Origin of the sequence: Blautia sp. BCRC 81119 (genome assembly GCF_003184505.1) — a bacterium.
In the GTDB taxonomy this organism is placed as follows: domain Bacteria; phylum Bacillota; class Clostridia; order Lachnospirales; family Lachnospiraceae; genus Blautia_A; species Blautia_A fusiformis.
Genome location: NZ_QJHD01000029.1, coordinates 1 through 19,526, shown reverse-complemented (window position 1 = coordinate 19,526; position 19,526 = coordinate 1). Strand labels below are relative to the sequence as shown.

The 19,526-nt window shown below is 40.2% G+C and carries 24 protein-coding genes; 23 read left to right on the top strand and 1 reads right to left on the bottom strand.

Going from position 1 to position 19,526, the window contains the following annotated elements; genetic code table 11:
• Positions 1-127 precede the first annotated feature (127 nt).
• From DMI82_RS15825 to DMI82_RS15720, 22 genes are all read left to right on the top strand, one after another.
• Entirely contained in the window at positions 128-466 is a 339-nt protein-coding gene (locus DMI82_RS15825) for a hypothetical protein (RefSeq protein ID WP_110103878.1), read from the top strand.
• 16 nt (positions 467-482) lie between these two features.
• Positions 483-1,076: a hypothetical protein gene (locus tag DMI82_RS15820; RefSeq protein WP_110103876.1), complete on the top strand. Its 594-nt coding sequence runs from the start codon at positions 483-485 to the stop codon at positions 1,074-1,076.
• Positions 1,077-1,089: 13 nt separating this feature from the next.
• Positions 1,090-2,769 carry a ThiF family adenylyltransferase gene (locus DMI82_RS15815; protein ID WP_110103875.1) on the top strand — a complete coding sequence of 560 codons (1,680 nt, stop codon included), beginning with the start codon at positions 1,090-1,092 and terminating at the stop codon, positions 2,767-2,769.
• Between the two features lie 153 nt (positions 2,770-2,922).
• Positions 2,923-3,624 (top strand): hypothetical protein, encoded by a 702-nt coding sequence (locus DMI82_RS15810; RefSeq protein WP_110103873.1) that lies wholly within the window; start codon positions 2,923-2,925, stop codon positions 3,622-3,624.
• Between the two features lie 72 nt (positions 3,625-3,696).
• On the top strand, positions 3,697-3,861 hold the full coding sequence (locus DMI82_RS19900) for a hypothetical protein (RefSeq protein WP_158526492.1): 165 nt from the start codon (positions 3,697-3,699) through the stop codon (positions 3,859-3,861).
• A gap of 17 nt (positions 3,862-3,878) precedes the next feature.
• Positions 3,879-4,622, top strand: a complete 744-nt coding sequence (locus tag DMI82_RS15805; protein WP_110103872.1) for a hypothetical protein — start codon at positions 3,879-3,881, stop codon at positions 4,620-4,622.
• A 122-nt stretch (positions 4,623-4,744) separates the two neighbouring features.
• On the top strand, positions 4,745-5,326 hold the full coding sequence (locus DMI82_RS15800; RefSeq protein ID WP_110103871.1) for a hypothetical protein: 582 nt from the start codon (positions 4,745-4,747) through the stop codon (positions 5,324-5,326).
• Positions 5,323-5,838 (top strand): hypothetical protein, encoded by a 516-nt coding sequence (locus tag DMI82_RS15795; protein WP_110103870.1) that lies wholly within the window; start codon positions 5,323-5,325, stop codon positions 5,836-5,838. The genes DMI82_RS15800 and DMI82_RS15795 overlap by 4 nt, the downstream gene beginning before the upstream one ends.
• Entirely contained in the window at positions 5,831-6,043 is a 213-nt protein-coding gene (locus tag DMI82_RS15790) for a hypothetical protein (RefSeq protein WP_110103869.1), read from the top strand. The genes DMI82_RS15795 and DMI82_RS15790 overlap by 8 nt, the downstream gene beginning before the upstream one ends.
• An 11-nt stretch (positions 6,044-6,054) precedes the next feature.
• Positions 6,055-7,035 carry a transglutaminase-like domain-containing protein gene (locus DMI82_RS19680; protein WP_146207175.1) on the top strand — a complete coding sequence of 327 codons (981 nt, stop codon included), beginning with the start codon at positions 6,055-6,057 and terminating at the stop codon, positions 7,033-7,035.
• A gap of 104 nt (positions 7,036-7,139) precedes the next feature.
• Entirely contained in the window at positions 7,140-8,312 is a 1,173-nt protein-coding gene (locus tag DMI82_RS15780; protein WP_110103868.1) for a hypothetical protein, read from the top strand.
• Between the two features lie 12 nt (positions 8,313-8,324).
• Positions 8,325-9,080 (top strand): DNA/RNA non-specific endonuclease, encoded by a 756-nt coding sequence (locus DMI82_RS15775; protein ID WP_110103867.1) that lies wholly within the window; start codon positions 8,325-8,327, stop codon positions 9,078-9,080.
• A complete protein-coding gene (locus DMI82_RS15770; RefSeq protein WP_146207174.1) occupies positions 9,016-10,854 on the top strand; it encodes a type IV secretion system DNA-binding domain-containing protein in 1,839 nt (612 codons plus the stop codon). The genes DMI82_RS15775 and DMI82_RS15770 overlap by 65 nt, the downstream gene beginning before the upstream one ends.
• 23 nt (positions 10,855-10,877) lie before the next feature.
• Complete coding sequence (locus DMI82_RS15765) at positions 10,878-11,732, top strand: M48 family metalloprotease (protein WP_110103865.1); 855 nt, start codon at positions 10,878-10,880, stop codon at positions 11,730-11,732.
• 136 nt (positions 11,733-11,868) lie between these two features.
• Positions 11,869-12,060, top strand: a complete 192-nt coding sequence (locus DMI82_RS15760) for a hypothetical protein (protein WP_110103864.1) — start codon at positions 11,869-11,871, stop codon at positions 12,058-12,060.
• 2 nt (positions 12,061-12,062) lie between these two features.
• On the top strand, positions 12,063-12,857 hold the full coding sequence (locus DMI82_RS15755) for a hypothetical protein (RefSeq protein WP_110103863.1): 795 nt from the start codon (positions 12,063-12,065) through the stop codon (positions 12,855-12,857).
• Between the two features lie 15 nt (positions 12,858-12,872).
• Entirely contained in the window at positions 12,873-13,895 is a 1,023-nt protein-coding gene (locus tag DMI82_RS15750; RefSeq protein WP_110103862.1) for a hypothetical protein, read from the top strand.
• A 13-nt stretch (positions 13,896-13,908) separates the two neighbouring features.
• Positions 13,909-14,349 carry a DUF488 family protein, N3 subclade gene (locus tag DMI82_RS15745; RefSeq protein ID WP_158526491.1) on the top strand — a complete coding sequence of 147 codons (441 nt, stop codon included), beginning with the start codon at positions 13,909-13,911 and terminating at the stop codon, positions 14,347-14,349.
• A gap of 410 nt (positions 14,350-14,759) precedes the next feature.
• Positions 14,760-16,289 carry a hypothetical protein gene (locus tag DMI82_RS15735; RefSeq protein ID WP_110103859.1) on the top strand — a complete coding sequence of 510 codons (1,530 nt, stop codon included), beginning with the start codon at positions 14,760-14,762 and terminating at the stop codon, positions 16,287-16,289.
• Positions 16,286-17,254 (top strand): WG repeat-containing protein, encoded by a 969-nt coding sequence (locus tag DMI82_RS15730; protein WP_110103858.1) that lies wholly within the window; start codon positions 16,286-16,288, stop codon positions 17,252-17,254. Before DMI82_RS15735 ends, DMI82_RS15730 begins: the two co-directional genes overlap by 4 nt.
• A gap of 112 nt (positions 17,255-17,366) precedes the next feature.
• Entirely contained in the window at positions 17,367-17,555 is a 189-nt protein-coding gene (locus DMI82_RS15725) for a hypothetical protein (RefSeq protein WP_110103857.1), read from the top strand.
• 298 nt (positions 17,556-17,853) lie between these two features.
• Positions 17,854-18,186: a hypothetical protein gene (locus DMI82_RS15720; protein ID WP_110103856.1), complete on the top strand. Its 333-nt coding sequence runs from the start codon at positions 17,854-17,856 to the stop codon at positions 18,184-18,186.
• A 47-nt stretch (positions 18,187-18,233) separates the two neighbouring features.
• Here the strand turns inward: DMI82_RS15720 and DMI82_RS20495 are convergent, their stop codons facing one another.
• Complete coding sequence (locus tag DMI82_RS20495; RefSeq protein ID WP_110103855.1) at positions 18,234-18,524, bottom strand: hypothetical protein; 291 nt, start codon at positions 18,522-18,524, stop codon at positions 18,234-18,236.
• A gap of 319 nt (positions 18,525-18,843) precedes the next feature.
• On the opposite strand from DMI82_RS20495, the gene DMI82_RS15710 reads away from it, so the two are divergent.
• On the top strand, positions 18,844-19,440 hold the full coding sequence (locus DMI82_RS15710; protein WP_242981855.1) for a recombinase family protein: 597 nt from the start codon (positions 18,844-18,846) through the stop codon (positions 19,438-19,440).
• Positions 19,441-19,526: the final 86 nt, after the last annotated feature.

Genomic DNA, 19,526 nt, shown 5'->3' with positions numbered 1-19,526 from the left:
GGTATCCAGGAATAAAAGATAACAATTTTTTCTTCCGATGGCGTAAGGAGGGCGTTGTCGGAAATTGATATAACGAATATGTAAACTGTCGAGAGACAACAACAGATAAGAAAGAGGAGGAAACTCAATGAAAGCAACACTTGAGACCGTAAGAGGCGTAACCATTAACTGTGATATCGATACAGCAGACAGCCCTATGGGCATTATTCGTAAGTTCTATGAAGAGGATCCAACTGCGGCTACGCAGATCTTTTCAAACCAGAAGGCGATTGATCAGCTTATGGACGGACATATCGATGAGGCGAAGTCAGCATTCGAACTGCTTGGCATCGAGGGAGATTCGATTCGTGCAGATTGGAAGACCGCACTGTGTAATCAGCCAGCGATCAAAGAAGAGATGGCACACATCGAGAGCGAAGGTCAGGTTCCTAAGTTCGTGGTAAGCGTATCTAGTATCGTAGCGTAAGAAGGAGGATGAGAGTATGATGAAAGATTACACAATGGACCTTACTAAGATTGCAGCAAGTATTGTGATTGATTGCCTTGGATCCGGCCTTACTTCCAATATATATTATAGTGCTGACGGCAATTCGATCATTATGGAGTTCAATGGCTATCCACTGAAAAATTCTAATCGTACTGGTAAGGTGTATGTACAGTTCCCTAGATCTACTTTTTACGTAAGAAGGGGTAACGTACACTACACTCCGATTCAGCAGGCACAGTGTAGATATTATCAGGAAAGTATGGGAAATCAGTTTGCACATCCGCATGTGTACAATGATGGACATCCTTGCTGGGACAACAGTAAGAGAGAGAGGCCGGTAGACTTTATTGCTAATATCATTGAAACCCTTTCTCTTCAGAACGTCACAAAAGATTCTGTTACAGTCGGTCTTTGTGCATCCGGTATCATGGGGGTAAAGATGGAAGCCCTCAAGAATGCACAGGCACAGCAGAAGAGAGTAATCAGAACTTTAAAGTGCAAGCCAATTATTTCTGATCGCAGAAAGCTTGAGAGCTATGTTAATAAACGTTGGTGCAGTAAGATTACAATGCTCATGAATGCAGCCTAAGGGAGGAGTTTGAATGAAAAGAGATATGAATCAGAACACTATGTCAGGTCAGAAGGCTGACATTATTATTGATAAATTAGCAATTGGTAAGATTAACGGCATGATCTACCGCGATCCAATGCATGAATGTGGCGGAATTCTTCTTGGTAATATTTCACAAGATGTCGTTACAGGTAAATATACCGCCCATGTTTGTGACCTGTATGAAGAGGAAAGAATTGGTACATCGAGTACATTTGAGTTTACAACCGATTACCTGATGAATGCAGTGAAGTATGTTAAAAAGAACTGTCCGGATATGCATATCATCGGAAACATCCATTCCCATGCTCAGTATCAGGCATTTTGGTCAGGGGTTGATCATGAGATGATGCGTCAGTCCAGAGACAACAGTGTCTATATGGTAGTTTCTCCACGCTACGGAACTTGGGAAGCCATCTTTAAGAATATAGATTTTAAGTTTTACGAGTGCAATATGTTCGTTGCTGATGCGGCAGTCTGTGAGCATATGTTTGCAAAGTGTGTGACTCAGAATGATGAAGAATATTTTGTGGCAGGAAAGAAGGTAAAAAAGTCTGTATTTCATACGACACGTAATTATACGGAAACTCAGAAGGCAGAGATTGATAAAAGATTTCTGCATTCGATTCAGGAACTGGCAGGAAAGAAGGTTCTGATTGTTGGCGCCGGTACTATTGGTAATCTTCTTGTTGAGTATGCAATGAACAGCGGTGTAAACGATATTACGATTGTGGATATGGATGCCTACGAGTATTGGAATTTGCCTAGATCCAGTATGGTTAATGAGACCTCGCTGAGACGCCCTAAAGCACTGGAGCTTGCTAAAGCTGCGGCTGAAAAAAGTTGTTTCTCAATTAATGTAACTGGTATCAATGCTAATATCTGTGATCTGGGTTGGGGATTTTTTGAACAGTTCGATTTGGTGCTTTCACCTGTAGATAGTGCTGCAGTTCGTCACTATATTGATCGTGGCTGCAAGTTGTATCATATTCCACATATTACCTGTGGAACAGGAACCATCGGCGATCAGTTTACGGGAAATGTAGTAAGCTTTCCTGCTGATTCAGTCGTGGATCTTGAGTATGTCTGGGGAAATGGTTATCGTCAGACGCTGGAAGAGCGCAGAAGCTGCAGTGATATTCCTGATGAAACGCAGGCGCAGGTTATGGGATTTTCGGCCCAGATTGCCGGTATGACCATGGATCTTGCTTTGAACTATCTGCTTGGAAAGAGTGAAGATGTGAAGACCGCATGGAAGTACATCCTGAATTCAGTTGGAAATGGATTTGTTCGTGACAAGGCAGCACTCAGAACTTTTAAGTACGGAAAACTTCCATCTAAAATCAAGAGTGAGTTGTTTGACGTATTAGCAGAGAACGAAGGGATTCGTTGCATTGAATTTGACAGAACGCATCCGAAGCATGAACTATGGGAGAAGATGAATGCAGTTTTTTCGGAAGATATTCCTTTATATAGACTTGATTTGGAATGGAGTTTGAATATTCCTGTAGCCTACAGAAGTACCGATGCCTATGCCAAAATCGAAGTACCGGAAGGTTGTGATGTGGATCCTGTTCTTTGGCAGCTCCCGAAAGAGCATATTTATCTCGTTGAGGGCGATGCGCATGATTATCTTGTGAAACTGTGCTTTACGGATAAGGAGGCGGAATAGAAAGAAGAGATGAATAATGAAGGGGAGAGGTCAGAAAGGAGGTCCCTCTCCTTTGATTTGTAATATAAGAAACGTTAAGGCCTATCAGATACTAGCTTTCACAAAAGAGCGCAGGAGTATAGCAAATTTGCAAGAAAAGGAGAATGAAAAAAGATGAAAGATTACAATTTGATTATTGCTGAGATTGCAGCGAGCATCGTAACTGACTGTTTAGGTGAAAGTTTGACGGCTAATACATATTATTCTGCTGACGGAAATTTCATTATTATGGCATTCAGCGGATACCCACTAAGGGGATCTGATCGAACTGGCAATGTTTATGTACAGTTTCCGAGAAATACCTTCTATAAAAAAAGAGGAAATGTGCATTTTACACCAATCTATCAGTCTCGGTGCAGATATTATCAGGAAAGCATCGGTAATCAGCTTGCGCATCCGCATGTATATATTGATGGTCATCCTAGCTGGGACAACACAAGGAGAGAGACTCCTTCCGACTTTTTGACTAATGTAATTGAAACGCTTTCCTTACAGAATGTCACTGAGGAGTCTATTGAGATTGGTCATTGTTCGTCTGCAATTATGGGAATCTCTAAAGACGCTCTTAAAAACTCTCAGGAGCAGAAAAATAGAGTAATGAACGTTTTAAAGTGCAATCCTATTATTTTGAACCATGAGAAACTGAAGAGATATGTAAATCAAAGTTGGTGTGACAAACTTATGACATTCTTTAATGGTGGTGTGGGTACAAAAATAGTATTCGAGAATCTTCTAGGAATAACTGTTGTATGTGAGATTGATATGGAAGATAGTCCGATAGATATATTGAGGAAATTCTGTGAGGACGATCCCTAAATAGCAGTACATTTTTTCGCATCCGCTTATGCATTTTCACGTTTTGTGAAATTAGATTTTGCGGAATCTGTAATGGAAAACTCATGTTTTGAATTACTTACGATAGATGGAGATACTATCAAAGCGAATTGGAAATCAGCTTTATTAAATCAATTAGAAATCAAAGAAGCGATGGAAAATATAGTAAATGAGGATCAGATTCCTACCTTTGTCGTTTGGGCAGATCCAACTTATTAATTTGTGAGGACAAACATATGGATAGAAGCGAGTATATTCGCCAGAATGTTGAGCAATTTCATAACAATACTGCAGCTAGCCGCTACCAGCAGCCGGGGGTGACTGATCAAAGTGCAAAGTTGAGTAATGCTGGTTTCAATAAGCTGATGGATTCTAGAGGGATTAGTCAGGAGGCACGTAGTGATCTTAAGAATTCTTTTTCATCCAATAGCAGAATGGAAGTTCGTCATGCTCATGCAGGAGAACGTTTTGTTACAACGCATGGCATAGAGAGCAGTTCCGGAGTATTTGTAGCAAAAGAATCATTAGGAAACACTCCTGCTGACAGAATCAACAATGGAGCATTGCCGTATACAAATAATGCAGAATTTGAGACTACCGTAGAGCTTGGAAGAGATCAGAATCTGATAATTGGAGAAATTGCCCCACAGAGCAAGTTTTCTATGATGGATCCAGAGCAGCAACCGCGTGAGGGTGGAGCAATTCAGGTTGTGACAGATGGTGGTTACCAAAATGGTGCAGTAATCAATCGAGATGCAAAGTTTCCGGCGGTAATTGAACAAACGGAAGAAAAATCTGAATCGAAAGATAGTGCGGTTCAGCAAGAAGACATGCAGATGGAGAAAGGAAAAGCGCCAATGGAGAACAGAAGCGATTTCGAGGAATCCTTTTTAGATGCAGAGCAGGACGTTATTAGTACACAGGATATGGATGCAGGAGCTATGTCAGATGCAAATACAGATGGGATTGGAAACGAATAAATACAGAAACAATGAAATAGTATAACCTTTTCTTCCGATATACCAATGAGGGAGAAAACGTATTTTCATATAATCATTTTGTAAACAGCAGATAAGAGTTTATTGAAAGGAAGGAATAAGAGATGAGTAGAAGAATCGCGATGATTACACGTTTACCGGAGCATCAGGAATGCACTTTCTGTCACTGTTTTTCACAGAATGGTTATATGCTCCGTGATAGCAATATGGCCAGATTTGTCTGTGAGGAGTGTTATGAAACAAGCGGCAATAGAGACTATCCACTCGCAGCAAAGATAGTTGAACTGAGCACGAATGCTATTGAACAGATTGCTCCGGAAGGCAGAAAACCAGGCTTTCATGCTGGCTATCTTATGGGAAAAAAGGAAGTTACTGATGCTGGCTATAAGATTGTAGTAGAAAAAATGATTGATAGCGTTCAGGCAGGCAAAGGAACCGCCAATTTTTTTACCAAGGATGATGTTATGAATCTGAGAAAGATTTCCAGAGCAGAAGAAATTGCTATTGTAGGCCTTTATAGAACAAGTCCAAGTGGATCTCCGGATTTTAATCTTCTGGACAACAAGACTCTGGATGATATGCTTATGGATATCATTTATATGATCGTTGGAGGTAACAGCGAGATTCAGATTGCAGTTAAAGATAAACATAGTCAGGTTGACGAGATTGGAGTGATTCTTACATGAGCAGATACATTGCCAAGAGGGTAGCACTAAACACAATGAAGGAATGCAAGCAACCGGGATGTGGGTGTTTTACACAGAAAGGTTATTACATTCAATACCAGAATGGCAATGTTGACAGTATGCTGTTTGTTTGCGAGAGCTGCTATGACGAGAAGTTCCGTGAAAAATGTTATGCAGGAGATTTTGACGAGGAAAGATATATCGTCAAAGAGAACACATCAAGATATCAGCCGATTAATCTCCTGCTAAGATATCTGATTCGCTGGACAAGGAAGACGGCTAAAACAGCAAGAATTGCTACGATACTGGCTGTATTGATTCTGGTGACAGCATTTGGGCTGAAAGAACATCCTTCAATACGGACAGAGCTGAGCATGCCTCAGCTGCATGCACAGTTAAATACAGATGTGCATTTTGCTTTCCACAATTTTGAAAGGCTAACCGATAGATTGGAAGCAATTGCAGGCCAAATGACAAATGTTTTCACACATGGAGGAAGAGAAAATGATTAACAAGATTCTTGAACGTGGTTTTATTGCTCTGGCAGCTTATTCCTATATTTTTGCACTGATCAGCCTGATCTTATTTGTTGTTGCAGTGGTTGCTAACGCATTTATCAAGAACGGAAAGTTCGATGTGGTGGAGATCCGCAAACTTCTTTTCAACAACATGATCTTCATGCTGGTGTTTGCTCTGCTTGATTACTTTCTTGTATAGGGAGGCATGATATGGTTTGTAACACACTCAGAGCGGCTGCATCTGTGTTAGCAGAACATATGGCAACGAAACGTGACCAGAGTATTTCGGTTAACGTGATGCCAGAGGTTATCAGAAGGGGATCTGTTCTTCACGAAGTGTGTGAGGCAGACCCTCGATTGATTTTATGTATTAAAACACTTCAGCTTCAAGTTGAAGATTATGGCTTGTGGGCAAAACTGATACTTCAAGTCGAATATACAAATACTCTTTCTTCGTCGGTAGTGAGGGTTGAATCGATTTCTGAACTGCGAGAGGCGACAATCTATGCGGCTAGCTTACACAGAAGAAATTTGCTTATTGTGTATCCGGCTCACCTGCATGAGCAAATCCAGGGAAAGAAAAGTAACCTGCTGGAATCTCATCAGCTGTTGAATTGTTATGTATCAGGACTATCGTCCGAAATAAAGCGAATGGAAGAATGCAGATATATGGCGCAGGTCATTCGTTTTCAATATTCCTGCAGCTACAGGGAATGGACAGACCGAAAAGCAAAGATAACAGAAAAGATCAACGAGATAGTTCGCCAGGCTAAGCTGAGTGGTATCGAGGATTGGAAAAAAGCATATGCGGTTGTCCGATATTGTGTAAACAACTGGCACTATGGGCGTATAGAAAACTCTACGAAACTCGAATATACCGCGTATAGCGCAATCATAAATAACACGGCTGTTTGTATGGGCATATCTCTGGCAATCTGTTCCATCTTTAAAGAGTTAGGAATTCCCTGCAGGTATATACGTGGAACACGGAATGGAGAAGGGCATGCATGGAATATGGTATTTCTTTGCGGTGGTTGGTTTTATATAGATGTCACTGATGCAATCTGCAGAAAAGATCCTCTATATCATTGGGGGATGGTTCATCTTCTAGATCGATCAATTTTTGAAAATAGTTCTGAGGTACTTTCCTGTAATTGTACTCCGGAATTTATAAGAAAAATGACATGTTAGAAATATTGTTAACTGTTTTTACCGATATGCGAAGGACGATATGTTGGCGTTTCGATATATTGATAGTGATGTTAGATAACAGTTTTTAGAAAGGGTGAGAATGGATGAATGAAATCATGAGTTTGATGAATCGTGACATCAGTGGTTGGATGTGCTCGGGAGATGACGAAGCAGTAACGGCTATTGTCTTTAAGAAACTTCTGTATAAGGCTGCTGAGCAGCATTTTGTGCAGGTGGTAATTGCTTCCGAAGATATGCTTCCGGCTGTTTCTCAGATTGTTGAATCTGATTCAAGAAATAAAGGTTATCTGCCTTCTTATGCACATCGGTACTTCCCTGCTTTTTCAGGCTGTGATGTCGATATGAAGGAAAGAATGGTGGAAATCCTGAAAAGGTGCCGTGTTGATCAGGAAAAAGCTGATGATGTGATGGCGTATATTGATTTCCTGACAGAACTTGAGAGTGAAATTGGGGAGGCCCATCATACCAGCGATGAGGCACTTCTACAGAAGTACCTGCGTGCCTCTGCTGTTGAGAGAGCACTGAATACAGCAGTTGTTAACGGCGAAATGACACAGGATGAATGCAGAGATTGGTTTGAAGATTATTCAGATTGTTCTAGTGGCCGTATTCATTTGAAGAGGATTCTGAATCGCCTTGATCGTAGTTTTTCTTTGAAGAAGGATCGCAGTAAATCTATTTCTACGCTTGGGCAGGGGGATCGGCTCTGCTTCATCATCAAATCTGATATGAGTGAAGAGATGAAAGAACTTTTGTTTGAGATGATTGGATGGGACATTCTGGAAGCAAAACGAAGCGGCAAGCAGGTAAGTCTGATGGTGTTGGAGGGATGCAAGAAATATGGTAATGAGCTTCTTCGGCTTTTGAATGTTTCCTCGTCCGATATTAATTTTAACTTCTTTGCGAAGGATTATTTCTCGGGACATACAGCTGACTGGAGTGAACAGATAGATGAATATTTCCGAAGATACATATACACAGCTCATTCAAGGATGGAAAGCTGCGAGGAGATTTCGTCGAAGAGATTTGGACAGATTCCAGTAGTGCGAAATTCGTATGCCTGCGATCGAGACAGAAGGATTTCAAATAACCGAGTGCTGGACCGGCTTCTGGACACTAATCGAGTGGACCACTACGTGCAGCATGTTCCAGTATGGGAAGCTCAGTATCGTAAAGAGGAAATACATGATATGCAGAAAGGAATCTGTTTGGTTCAGGCAGATACCTTTGAGGGTTATGTTGACTTACGAAGATAAGGAGGAAAGAAAATGAGTATGGACTATAGTGGAACTCCTGGAGAATACATTTACTCACATAATGCTACTGGTAAGAGTGCTTCAGGAATCATAGCAAATGGCTCTACCAGTGAAAGAGATCTTGGTGCACAGAGAAGTGCGGGAGGCGCAGATCGTCAGGCAGGAGATCAGGGCGGACACCTTATTGCTGATCGCTTTGGTGGCCGAAACGACCCAACAAATCTTGATGCGCAGGCTGCGAATGTCAATCAGAAGGATCAAGCGAATGTGGAGAGAAATGTTGCCAATCTTGCAGCAAATCCGAACAACACGGTTTCTATGAATGTTTCCAATTTTAACAGTGTCGGTGAACGACCGGATGCAACAATGATCAATGTAGGAGTTCAGGATAACACTACCGGTGCCATTGATGAGCAGCATATTTCTTTTCAGAATGCTAGTCATGAAATGCAGCAGTCTTGGAATGATACCGCCAATCAGGCGGATCAGACGGTTGATTCATCGCAGAATGCTGGCATGACGGATGAACAAATAGATATTGCTAATGACTTATGTGGTGCAGAAGATGATGTCGATGACAGACTTGGTAGCGGATGGGAGCATACTGATTTTGATACGTCCTTTTTGGATGCCGGAATCACTGAAAGTGAAGCGCCTGCAAGTGCCGAAGTATCTTCCGGTGAATCAGAAGGAGCAAGTGAAGGTGTTGGAGAAGATAACTCTGGCGAAGGAGGTAGTGGAGGAGAAGATGACGGGCTTGGAGAATAAAGTTCTGTATGTTGACATGGATGGAGTCCTGGCGAGGTGGGAGGACGCATCTTATAGAGATGTGTCCTCTGAAGGGTTCTTTCTTTCCAGAAAGCCAGAGTTAAATCTGATTGATGCAGTACGTCTTATCTTTGAGTTGGATATGGATGTACATATTTTAAGTTCAGTGCTGGATAATGAATATGCGATCAAAGAGAAAAAAGAGTGGCTAAGATTTTGGCTGCCATGGTTGCCAGAGTGCTGTTGTCATTTCATTTCCTATGGGAGCGTCAAGATGCCTTTATGCAGAGAGAAGATTGCTTACCTGTTGGATGACTATATCAGAAACCTTGTTCACTGGAGTGGTGTGGGCATTAAATTTTGTACAGAATACAATGATAGTCGTGGATCATGGGACGGGCATAGAATATATGCCACGGATACACCCCCGGAAATGGCCAAGAAAATACTTATGATAATGAAGATGGATTATAAGGGAGGATACGGTATGTTACAGATGCAAAGTAGTGAAATTACCTTACTGGAAAGACCTAATGTGGAGAAAAACAGTAAAGCACCAGTGATTCAGTTAGCACCAGGTTTCATGATAGATGATTCTATTCTTGAAAAACCAACACTGTTGATTGGACAGGTATCAAGTGGTAAGTCCTATTTACTGCGCAATGCAATTATGCCACGAATTTTTAGTGACATGAGAGCGCAGGATGCCGCAGTGATCTTTGCAACCAAGAGAGAGATGATTGATGGATTCTATCATCCGGAAAACGGAGATCTTCTTCTCGAATATAATGCATGCAAACCAGAGTGTATCTGGAATATTTTTGCAGAGATGGAAGCTTCAAATGATCCGGAGAAGACACTGGTTGAGCTTTGTGATGTCATGTTCTCCAAACATAAGAATACAGTACAGCCTTTTTTTACCAATGCACCAAAGGATATGTTCAAGTCCTTGACGATGTATTTGTATGAAAATTATGAGCTACAGACCGGAAAGAAGCCTACTAACAGTACTCTGATCGGATTTTTTAACACGGTCACACTTAAGGATTCTGTGGTGAATGATAAAACTAGAAAAGGTTTATTAACCCTGATCAAAGAGGTGACTAGACTGCATCATTTATCGGATTACCTGGGAGAAGGTGGCACTGCGCAGGCTCTTGGTGTGCTCGGCGAGCTGCGAACCGTGTTAAAGGAAACATTTCAGGGAGGTGCTTTTGTAAAGCCGGGAACATTCTCTGTGAGACAAGCATTAAGAGAAGGTAAGAAGGTATTTCTGCTTTTCAATTACGCAGAGAGCACAGAGTCAAGTATCGTTTTCTTTGATATGATCCTCGACCAGATGATCAAACAGAGTCTTGAGGAAAATGATCAGAAGGTCTGGTTCTTCCTGGATGAATTTAGCCTTCTTGGCCATTTACAATATCTTCAGTCAGCCTTAGCCTACGGCAGAAGCAACGGCTTTAGGTTGATTGCAGCGGTTCAGTCAGTACAGTTACTGGAAAAAAATTATTCAGAGAGTGAAGCTAGCTGTATGCTGGGGCTTTTCCCGAATGTTTTTTGTTTCTTTACCAGTGACTACAAGAGCAGACAGTTGTTGAGTAACCGATACGGAAAAAATCTGGTGTCAGTAATAGGCTATGGCGGTGGAAAACCAGAGTTAAGAGAACGTAGCGTGATCCAAGATGCGGATTTTTACAAGATTGCATTACCGGGTGACTGTATTGTTTCATTAGCTGGCTATTCTCCGTTTTTCTTCCGTAACCATAGGAGATAAATTTTGAATGTGAGGTGATTAAGATGAAGCGAAGAGGATACATTATATCGGCAGTATTGCTGGTGATTGACCTGCTGTGTTTCGCTTTCGGAGGTGTATTTATTGCTCTGGCGGCAATTATCTATGCTTTGGGAATTGGTGAGCATATCGCCCGGGTAAAATACAGAGTGATTCCATGCGACCCATCTTTGGGAGTTAAGCATGCGAAGCTGGATAATTGTTATCAGAGAGTTAGGGAGAAAGTCGCGGCTGAGGGCCGTAACCTTCCTAATAACATAAAGGTGTGCCTGATTCCAGGAGATGAAATGAATGCTTACTGTTTTGGCGCTAGAAGTATAGGCGTGACAGAAGGAGCCTTAAATCTGGACAATAGGACCGTAGAAGCCATCATTGCTCATGAGCTTGGTCACCTTACGAATGGGGACAGTGTGCTGAACATGGTACTTATCGTAAACTGTCTTGGAATCATAGCTGTCCTTGCTTTTTATCAGTTTGCATTGATTGCCTGTGTTTACATCATTATGGTAATCTGCTGTATGATGGGCTTGTTTCGATTCTCGTTTGCATCCTACTTTATTACAAGCAAGATTTCCGGCTTGATTCGGTTTGTAATGGAAGCAGCAAAGACTATCGTTCTCCAGGTGAGCAGATTGGTAATTTCTGCACTTGGGCGTAGAAGCGAATTTATGGCTGATCGTTTTGCAGCAGACATGGGGTATGCATTCTATCTTAGAAGATTCCTGGAACGCTTTGCACCAGATACAGGAGCATCAGGCCAGACCTTTTTATCCGTATTATATGATACACATCCGAGTTTGGCGCTTAGGATACAACAGTTAAATAGCATTGACAAGCAGAGAATGCTGCCGTGGGCATAGAAATCAATCCAGAGTACAGAGTTAAAAACCTGTATTCTGGATTTTCTTTTTTTGATAACTTTTGTTTCCGATACGGAACTGAGAGAAAAATGCAGTTGTTTTAAAATCTACATAGAAAGTGAGGGAGATAACCAAGATGAGAAATCCAATTCAGAAAACCAAGATTACACAGCTCAAAACTAGTCGTGGAATAGAACGTAAGATGGCCTTAGAAAAGGGTGACATCTGGGTCCGTCTCACAACGTATATGAGTTTAAAGACTGTGTACAATCGCAAACATAAGAAAAAGGAAACCAGACAGATGATTCTGGAATACAGGGAGGTTTAAGTATGATCAACGCAACTGCATTAAGACTGGTATCTGCTGAAAACATGAATGTTGTATCCAATGTATCTAACGTACTGACAAAAAGCAGTCAGAACATCAAAATCGAGTATTCCAAACAGGCTGATCTTGTTCCGCCTGCGGTAGAGAGGCTTGCACTTAGAATGCTCAAGCTGGACGCTGAAATTAGAGGCTTTCTCAACGAACTGCGTATTCTGTTTGGCGCTAAAAGAGAAGATTTTCACTTCAGCCTGAGAGGTGTTTCCAATGAAGGAAAGGCAGGTATCATCGATCTTTGCCAGAATTTATATGGTGTTATTGCTGAGGTTCGCTATTGTGAGGATTGCGAGATGCTCCATGGTCGACTTGTGTTAAGTCCTAAGGCCCTGATGTTTATCAATGGCCAGTATATGGAGATTGCCATCCGCAAGGTGGTGGGTGACGTGCTTACTAAGCTGGAGAAGAAGTATGGTAAGCAGTTCAAGCTCTATGCGAATACGAAAGTGGCAACCGTTGATGGAAAATTGAAGAACGAGTTTGATCTGATCATCGAGAACGTTACAGATGCCCTTGTATACGTGATCGAAATCAAGTCCGGAAAGCAGTTCCGTGACTATGATAAGCTCGCTCGTATCGGCCGTGAGTACGGTATCGTACCTAACAGATTGCTGCTTGTGCAGAACTATCTGACTACAGAGCAGATGGAGACGGTTGAGTACTTTTGTGAATACTATTGTGCAAATCTGGAGCAGGACAACCTGGAACATAAGCTGATTACAATGCTTGAGAATGACCTGTAAGAAAGGGGAAAAGATATGATGAATTATACAAAATGGAATGATCCTAAAACCTATGAAAGAATGACTGCAGAACTGGCAGCGTATACCGTGCCGGAGACCCCGATTTTTGCGGCAAGAGACGATGAGCATATTGAACATTCACGTGTACAATACTGCATGACAAGCGTAGATGAACTTCGTGAGCTCCTTGACAGCGTTGATTATGCAATTGTGGAGCAAGTTGCTTGCTCTAAGTATCTCAATTCTCTCCAGATTTTTGAGTATATTACCCTGAGAGGCTATGACGTTGATCGTCCTAAACTGAGAAAGCGTATTCTTAAATTGATGAAGTATCGTGTGATCCAGGAGAACGAGATGGTGTCAGCTGGTGCAGAACATGGACTTAAGTATTATGAGCTTGACTATTTCGGATATCAGCTTGCATTGGAACAAGGTGTTAACTTCCATATGGGCAACCGTTACGTGTCTTTTTCAAAGAGAAGAGAGAAGGGTATGCCTGATGATACTGCCTGTGATGTAAAGAGAATCCTGGTTGGCAATCAGATTATTCTCAACCTTATGATGAGTAATACGCAGATGCAGCGCTTCGGTATCATGGAGACTATGCGTGCTACAAATCTTGAACTGGCAGGGAGCAGTTGCATGATTAGAACAGCCGCAACTGTAAAGATCGATAACACCTCAGTGCTGGCTTATGAAGTGATTCGTGATACTCCGGATTCTTATGAGAAGTTAATGAGCAAGCTCGAACGCTACTACAATCTGATTCACAATGAGACATATCTTGATTCTAATTATCATGGGGATGCTTCATATCCGCAGATGATTATCTGCGGTGAATCTCGTGATCACAACATCAAGATTGCAGAGTATTTAAGAGCAAATGGAATGTGGAGTGAGGAAAACACCATTCTCTTCACAGAAGACCTGCTGAATATGAAGCGTTCTTTAGTGTCTATCTACGCTTTGGCAGATGATAATACACAGAATTGGTATGCCCTTCCGGAAAGAAAAGAATCTTTCCGAGAGGCAGCCTGAAAGGAGGATATGTATGATTTCCATTGGTAATATTTTTAAAACCAATCCGGCAGAGTTTGATGAAGTTTGGGTTATATGCTTTGCAGTCGATGAGTTGAGAAGTCTGTTTGAGGATTTTGATAATGTTTTTCATGTTCCGGAATTGGCGCCAAAAGAAAGCCTGTTTAAAGAGTATAGAAGTATGGTTCATTCAGGACTGTGGAACAAACAAGCCTTTACAGAACACTATGTGCCGAGATTTTTAAATGATATTCAAGGCTGTGATGCTTCTATGAAACTGATTAGAAAGCTTGTGGCTGTAAGCAACGAAAAGAATATATGTCTTGTTTGCTTTTGCCCTGATGATGAGGAAAAAACATGTCATAGATCAATTGTGGCAGGAATACTGCTCAATATGGGAGCCTCCGTTGAATGCAGTGATGCTTACCGTGTTTACCAACTGGATGGTAGCTGATTAGATAACTCATTTTTCGGATATGGAACTGAGCAATGTAATAGGAATTGTTAAGATAATGTTGCCTTAAAAGCAAACCATCGTGAAAGAGAGGTGTTGTTAATCATGTTTTATCTGAAACAGGATATGAAATGCGGTTGATAAATTCCAGATCGCAAAAAGTTAAGGTCATTAAGGCAGTACGTGAATTAACTGGATGGGACTCAAGGAGGCAAAAGCCTTTGCAGATGCTGCACCTAATGTGCTACATGAGGTCGGAAACAAGGTTGAGGCTATGCATTATCTATGCATTATCGTGCAGAATTTTCCCCAATAGACGCTCGGGATGAGAACGCTTAAACACAAATATTGGTTTCTGGTGACCGGCTATAGTCTGGTCATCAATTTCAGAAAGGATGAAGGATAGACACATGATTAAGAGTAAAAAAGGATACAAAATATCGGTTCTGTTATCTATAGTATGTTGGCTCACGTTTATCTGGCTTCGAACATTTACATATATGGCAAGTTATGATGAAGGAACTGGAGCATACAGTTTTTTGATATTTGCAGTTATAACTCTGCTAGGAACCTTCTTCTACTGGTCCCTACTTAAGCCAGCGGGAAACGGCAGTTGGTTTTCGATTCTTTTTGATGATGAACCGGAGGACTATATAGAAGAGATGCCTGGTGGGGATGGCAAAAGATGGTGCATATTGAGAAAATCCATGCTTGCAATGGGAAGCTTAGCGTTTCTTTGTCTTCTGGCTTTTGTATTTGAAATGTGGACAGATATTACTGTGTTTACAGATTCTACTTATATTACGATAGGATTTCTCAACATAAATAAAAAATATATGTTTGATCCAATTCTCTTTATTGTATTTCCATTGTGGACGCAGATGATCTTTAGAGGGATCCGTGAAGAATACTATAGCATGAAAGCAGTAATATCAGGTGTTATGCAGCTGCTAATGCTTTCACTGATCTCATATCTGCTTTTTATGAAGTTGCCAAACATCTGGCTGATTGAGTTGGCTGCTATTGAAATTATTACTGTGATTGTTGCAGTCAGAAAATATGCATGGAGTTGTTGCAATAAAAAAGGCAATGTACTTGCCCTCATAGGGTTATATATATTCTTTTGGGGTGCTTTATTAGTTGTGTTTTATCGTACGGGTATGTCATTTGATCAGTATTCGTATGGCAAGGATTGGAGAGTCTATCAGAATAATATAAAGCAAATCATTACCGGAGCGTCTGCATTTGGGTGTTCATCTGAACTGATTTCTAATAGTACGGTAACAGCTTTTCTGGCTGATAGAAATAATTACTTCCTTGCTGGACTATATTATGGCGGTTGGGTAGTTGGGGTGGCTATTGTCATAGTATTGCTCTTGTTTCTGATTGCGTCATATCGACTTTTAGGTAAAAATGTAGTCTTTAACAGAAATTATCTCGTGTATAAAGCTGCCTGGTGGACGTTAGCAATGAGGGTGATTTGGGGGATTCCATATAGCATAGGTGTTCTTCCGCTGCCAATCGCTCTTCCATTTGCGGGTAGAATAGGATTTTACATGGACACAATTGCTTTGGGATTGTTAATCTGGTCTGTAATCGAATCAAAGTGTATTGATGAGAGTTTTTATGCTGATAAAAGAGTATCCGATATATTTGAAGGGGCAGAGATTAAGCTTATGGACTGGGATGAGGATAATGTATTTAAGATTGTACTGACTTGTGCTGAAGAAGCTACAGTGATTTGTTTTGCTGAAGAATATAAAGAGCATAATGTAATGGTACTAAGACCAATAGATTTGGATGAAACTTGTGTGCTTATTGTTGAAAAATCAGCTGATACAGATCTTTGGCATGATGTTGAGGACGACACTGTTAGAAGTGAAATACTTCAGAAATATATGGAGAATAATAGACCTGATTGTATGGAGGTGGTTGAATGATTAAGAAGATGAAGAATTGTTTTACAAATAACCAGATATTAAGTGTTGCTTTGGTGATCTTTGGGATTATAGTTGCGTGCTTGGCATGGAAATATACACTACATATTGCCACAGGTGCTGTTCCAGCGATTAACCAGATGAACGAACAAATTGCATATGAAACAGATTGTGCGAAGAATACATCTGAAGAAAATAGATTTGAGTATACCCAATTTGGCACTATATACCATGCCCCCACGGGTATTGATGTAGGGCCGTTCAAGTATCTGTATACGGATGAATTCTATTTTTCCTGGGAGAATGTTGCAAGATACATCGGCAATAACGGGAAATACGGATACCTCAAGAAAGATGGAAACCTTTTGACGGATCCTATTTTTGTAGAAGCAGCTGAATTTGCAGATGGAACAGCAAGAGTTCAAGAAACATCGGGAAAAATTTATTACATTAATGAAGAAGGAAAAAGAATAACCAAAGATTATCAAGATGGATCACTAACATTTGAAATGCAAGGATTATATTGCAGAGTTCAAGAAGAGGATGGTACATGGGAAATTATTAATCGTGACGATAAGGTCATTTTTTCTGGTGCAGAAATGATTGGAGATTTGCCAAACGTAACGTGTTTAGGAAGTGCAATAGTCGATGGAAAAGCAGTTTTGTTTGAATTACTTCCGTTTGAACAAAACGAAGAAGAAATAAGAATTATTGCAAATTATGAATCTTTTGTGAGAATTTCCTGTGTTTATAATGGTCAATTTGCTTTTGTTTGGACAGAGGACAACCTGATGGGAGTTGTTGATTATGATGGCAATGTAATTGTGACACCAGAGTATCAAAAAATTGAATATGCATATCGGGGAGGAGATTATACAATGGATGAACTTGTTTTCATAGCTCATGGTAACAATGGAATAATTCAGGTGATCAATGCAAGAAACCAGGAAAAAATAATAGAAAGCTGATTATTGCATCAGGGATATCCGTGAGAGCAAAGATACATTTGTTTAATAATTGTTGAAGAGCGCAGATTAAACTGGCTGAGGAAAATTAATAAGTATATGGAGGAGAAATAAATTGACTGATAGACATAAAGAATTTGCAGAAGCAATGAGGAATATTATGCGTCATAATGAGGAAAAAGAAAAGAAACAGAGGAATGTTGATAATGATTTTGATGAAGAAGACTGTTCCTTGCAGGAAATTTTGGAAGCTAAGTTCGATGAGCTTTTTGGAACAGCACAAATCGATGAAGAAAATTCATAATTAAATTTGAGGATGCGAAAAAGAAAAGATGTTACTGGTATGTACGATGATTAAATAACAAAATAATCAGTAAATGCAACAAAAATTAGAGATGAAGAGAGTGGAGTCTATTGAAATTCTTGATTCCAATACATTTTATATCGGATTCTTTAAGTGAGACAAAAGATAGGAATTTATACATTAAAGAGTTTCCTGATATGTAGAATATCGCTATCTACAAAGTTGAAGAAATCTGTATAGAAAAATATAAAAACTTAGGAAAAATATTATGAAAATGTGATTATACGAGTAGAGAGAAATGATAAAATGGAAATTTAAAGATAAGTCAGAACAGATAACTCGGACATCTTTGAAAGCAAAAGCTATAATTGGAGTAGTGCTGTGTGTGATGCTGATAAGTATTTTTGTAGTTGATGACTGGCAGCAAAAAAGATTTGCAATACTACAATATGGTTATTGTTCTATGGAACAGAGGCAGTATGAGGAAGCAATAGTAGCTTTTAAGGAATATTTAAATGTTGATTCTGATATATACTGGTATCTGATAGAGTATAGCAATAATGAAAATTATTCTAGAAAAAAAGTCAAGGAATGCTTGGAAAAGTGTATGTTATTACAGAAAAAATATTAGGAAGAGTCGAGGAATAAATGGAGGTACCATGTTGGCACCTCTATTTTTTATAGAATTTTTTCTGCTTTGGATACTGGAATTTGCATTACCGGAACATTGAGCAGTGCGGAAAAATTCTGTTGAATGATTCCATGTTTTTTCTGTAATTCTTGCTTTTCGCAGATAACAGCAGCCTGTTCCGATTCAAGGCTTTCAATCCGCTTCTGGATTTTTTCAGAGGTTGGGATTTTGGTAACGCCCAGATCTTGAAGCTCTTTTTTTAGTGAAATTTCACCGAATGGTCGCATGATAGCAACCATACTTTTACCTTTTGAAACATCGATACCTACTGCGTTCATAAATTGTCACTCCTTAAGATTATTGCAATGGATAAATACCAGTTTTACTCATTGCCTATTCAATCTACTGTGGTGTGACGCGAATGCACCTATGGCGATTCAACCTGCATAAAACGAACGCTGCGAATGAGGAGCTGGTTATCAGTCTTAATTGCGGACGCGATGTCCAAGAAAAGGGACGATATACCAATTGCTCCATCATTATACAGCTTAAGCAACAAGATGGATAAATCCTTACTGGCTGTAAGGGATATTAACCATAAATATATTGTAGTAGATCAGGAGTAATCTTGAGATTAAGAGGAAAAAAGGTGAGTGTGTGACCCCGTTTGTAGCTTTTGGATACAGGAAGACAAAGACAGATAAGCATAAATTAGAGATTGATCCATCTGCAGGCAGTGTAGTACAGGATATTTTTAAGATGAAGCTGCAGGGAATGAGTCAGGATGCGATCGCTAATCGTTTAAATGAACTGGGTATTCTTTCCCCATTTGAGTATAAAATCAGCAACGGCAGTCGTTATGAAACAGGCTTCCGGCAGAAGGAACAGGCACTTTGGAGTTCCGTTACCGTCCGCAGGATACTGGAAAACGAGGTTTATATCGGAAACCTTGTGCAGGGAAAAAGGACGACACCGAACCATAAAGTGAAGCAGACTTATGTGAAACCGGAAGATGACTGGATCCGGATTGAGAAAAATCATGAACCACTGGTGAGTGACCGCGATTTTGAAATAGTTCAGAGGCTTCTTGGCATGGATACACGTACTTCACCTGACCAAAAGCAAGTATATCTGTTATCCGGAATTGCTATATGTGCGGATTGTGGAGCACCTATGACAAGAAAAGTTTCTACTGTGGCAGGAAAAAAATATGCTTATTATTTATGTATGAAACCAGATAAGGAGAAAACGTAAATTGTGTTAATGATAGCAGACATGAGTATGGAGTGAATATCTTATTTGGAGGAAAAACAAATGGTACAATCAATCTTTGAGGAAAT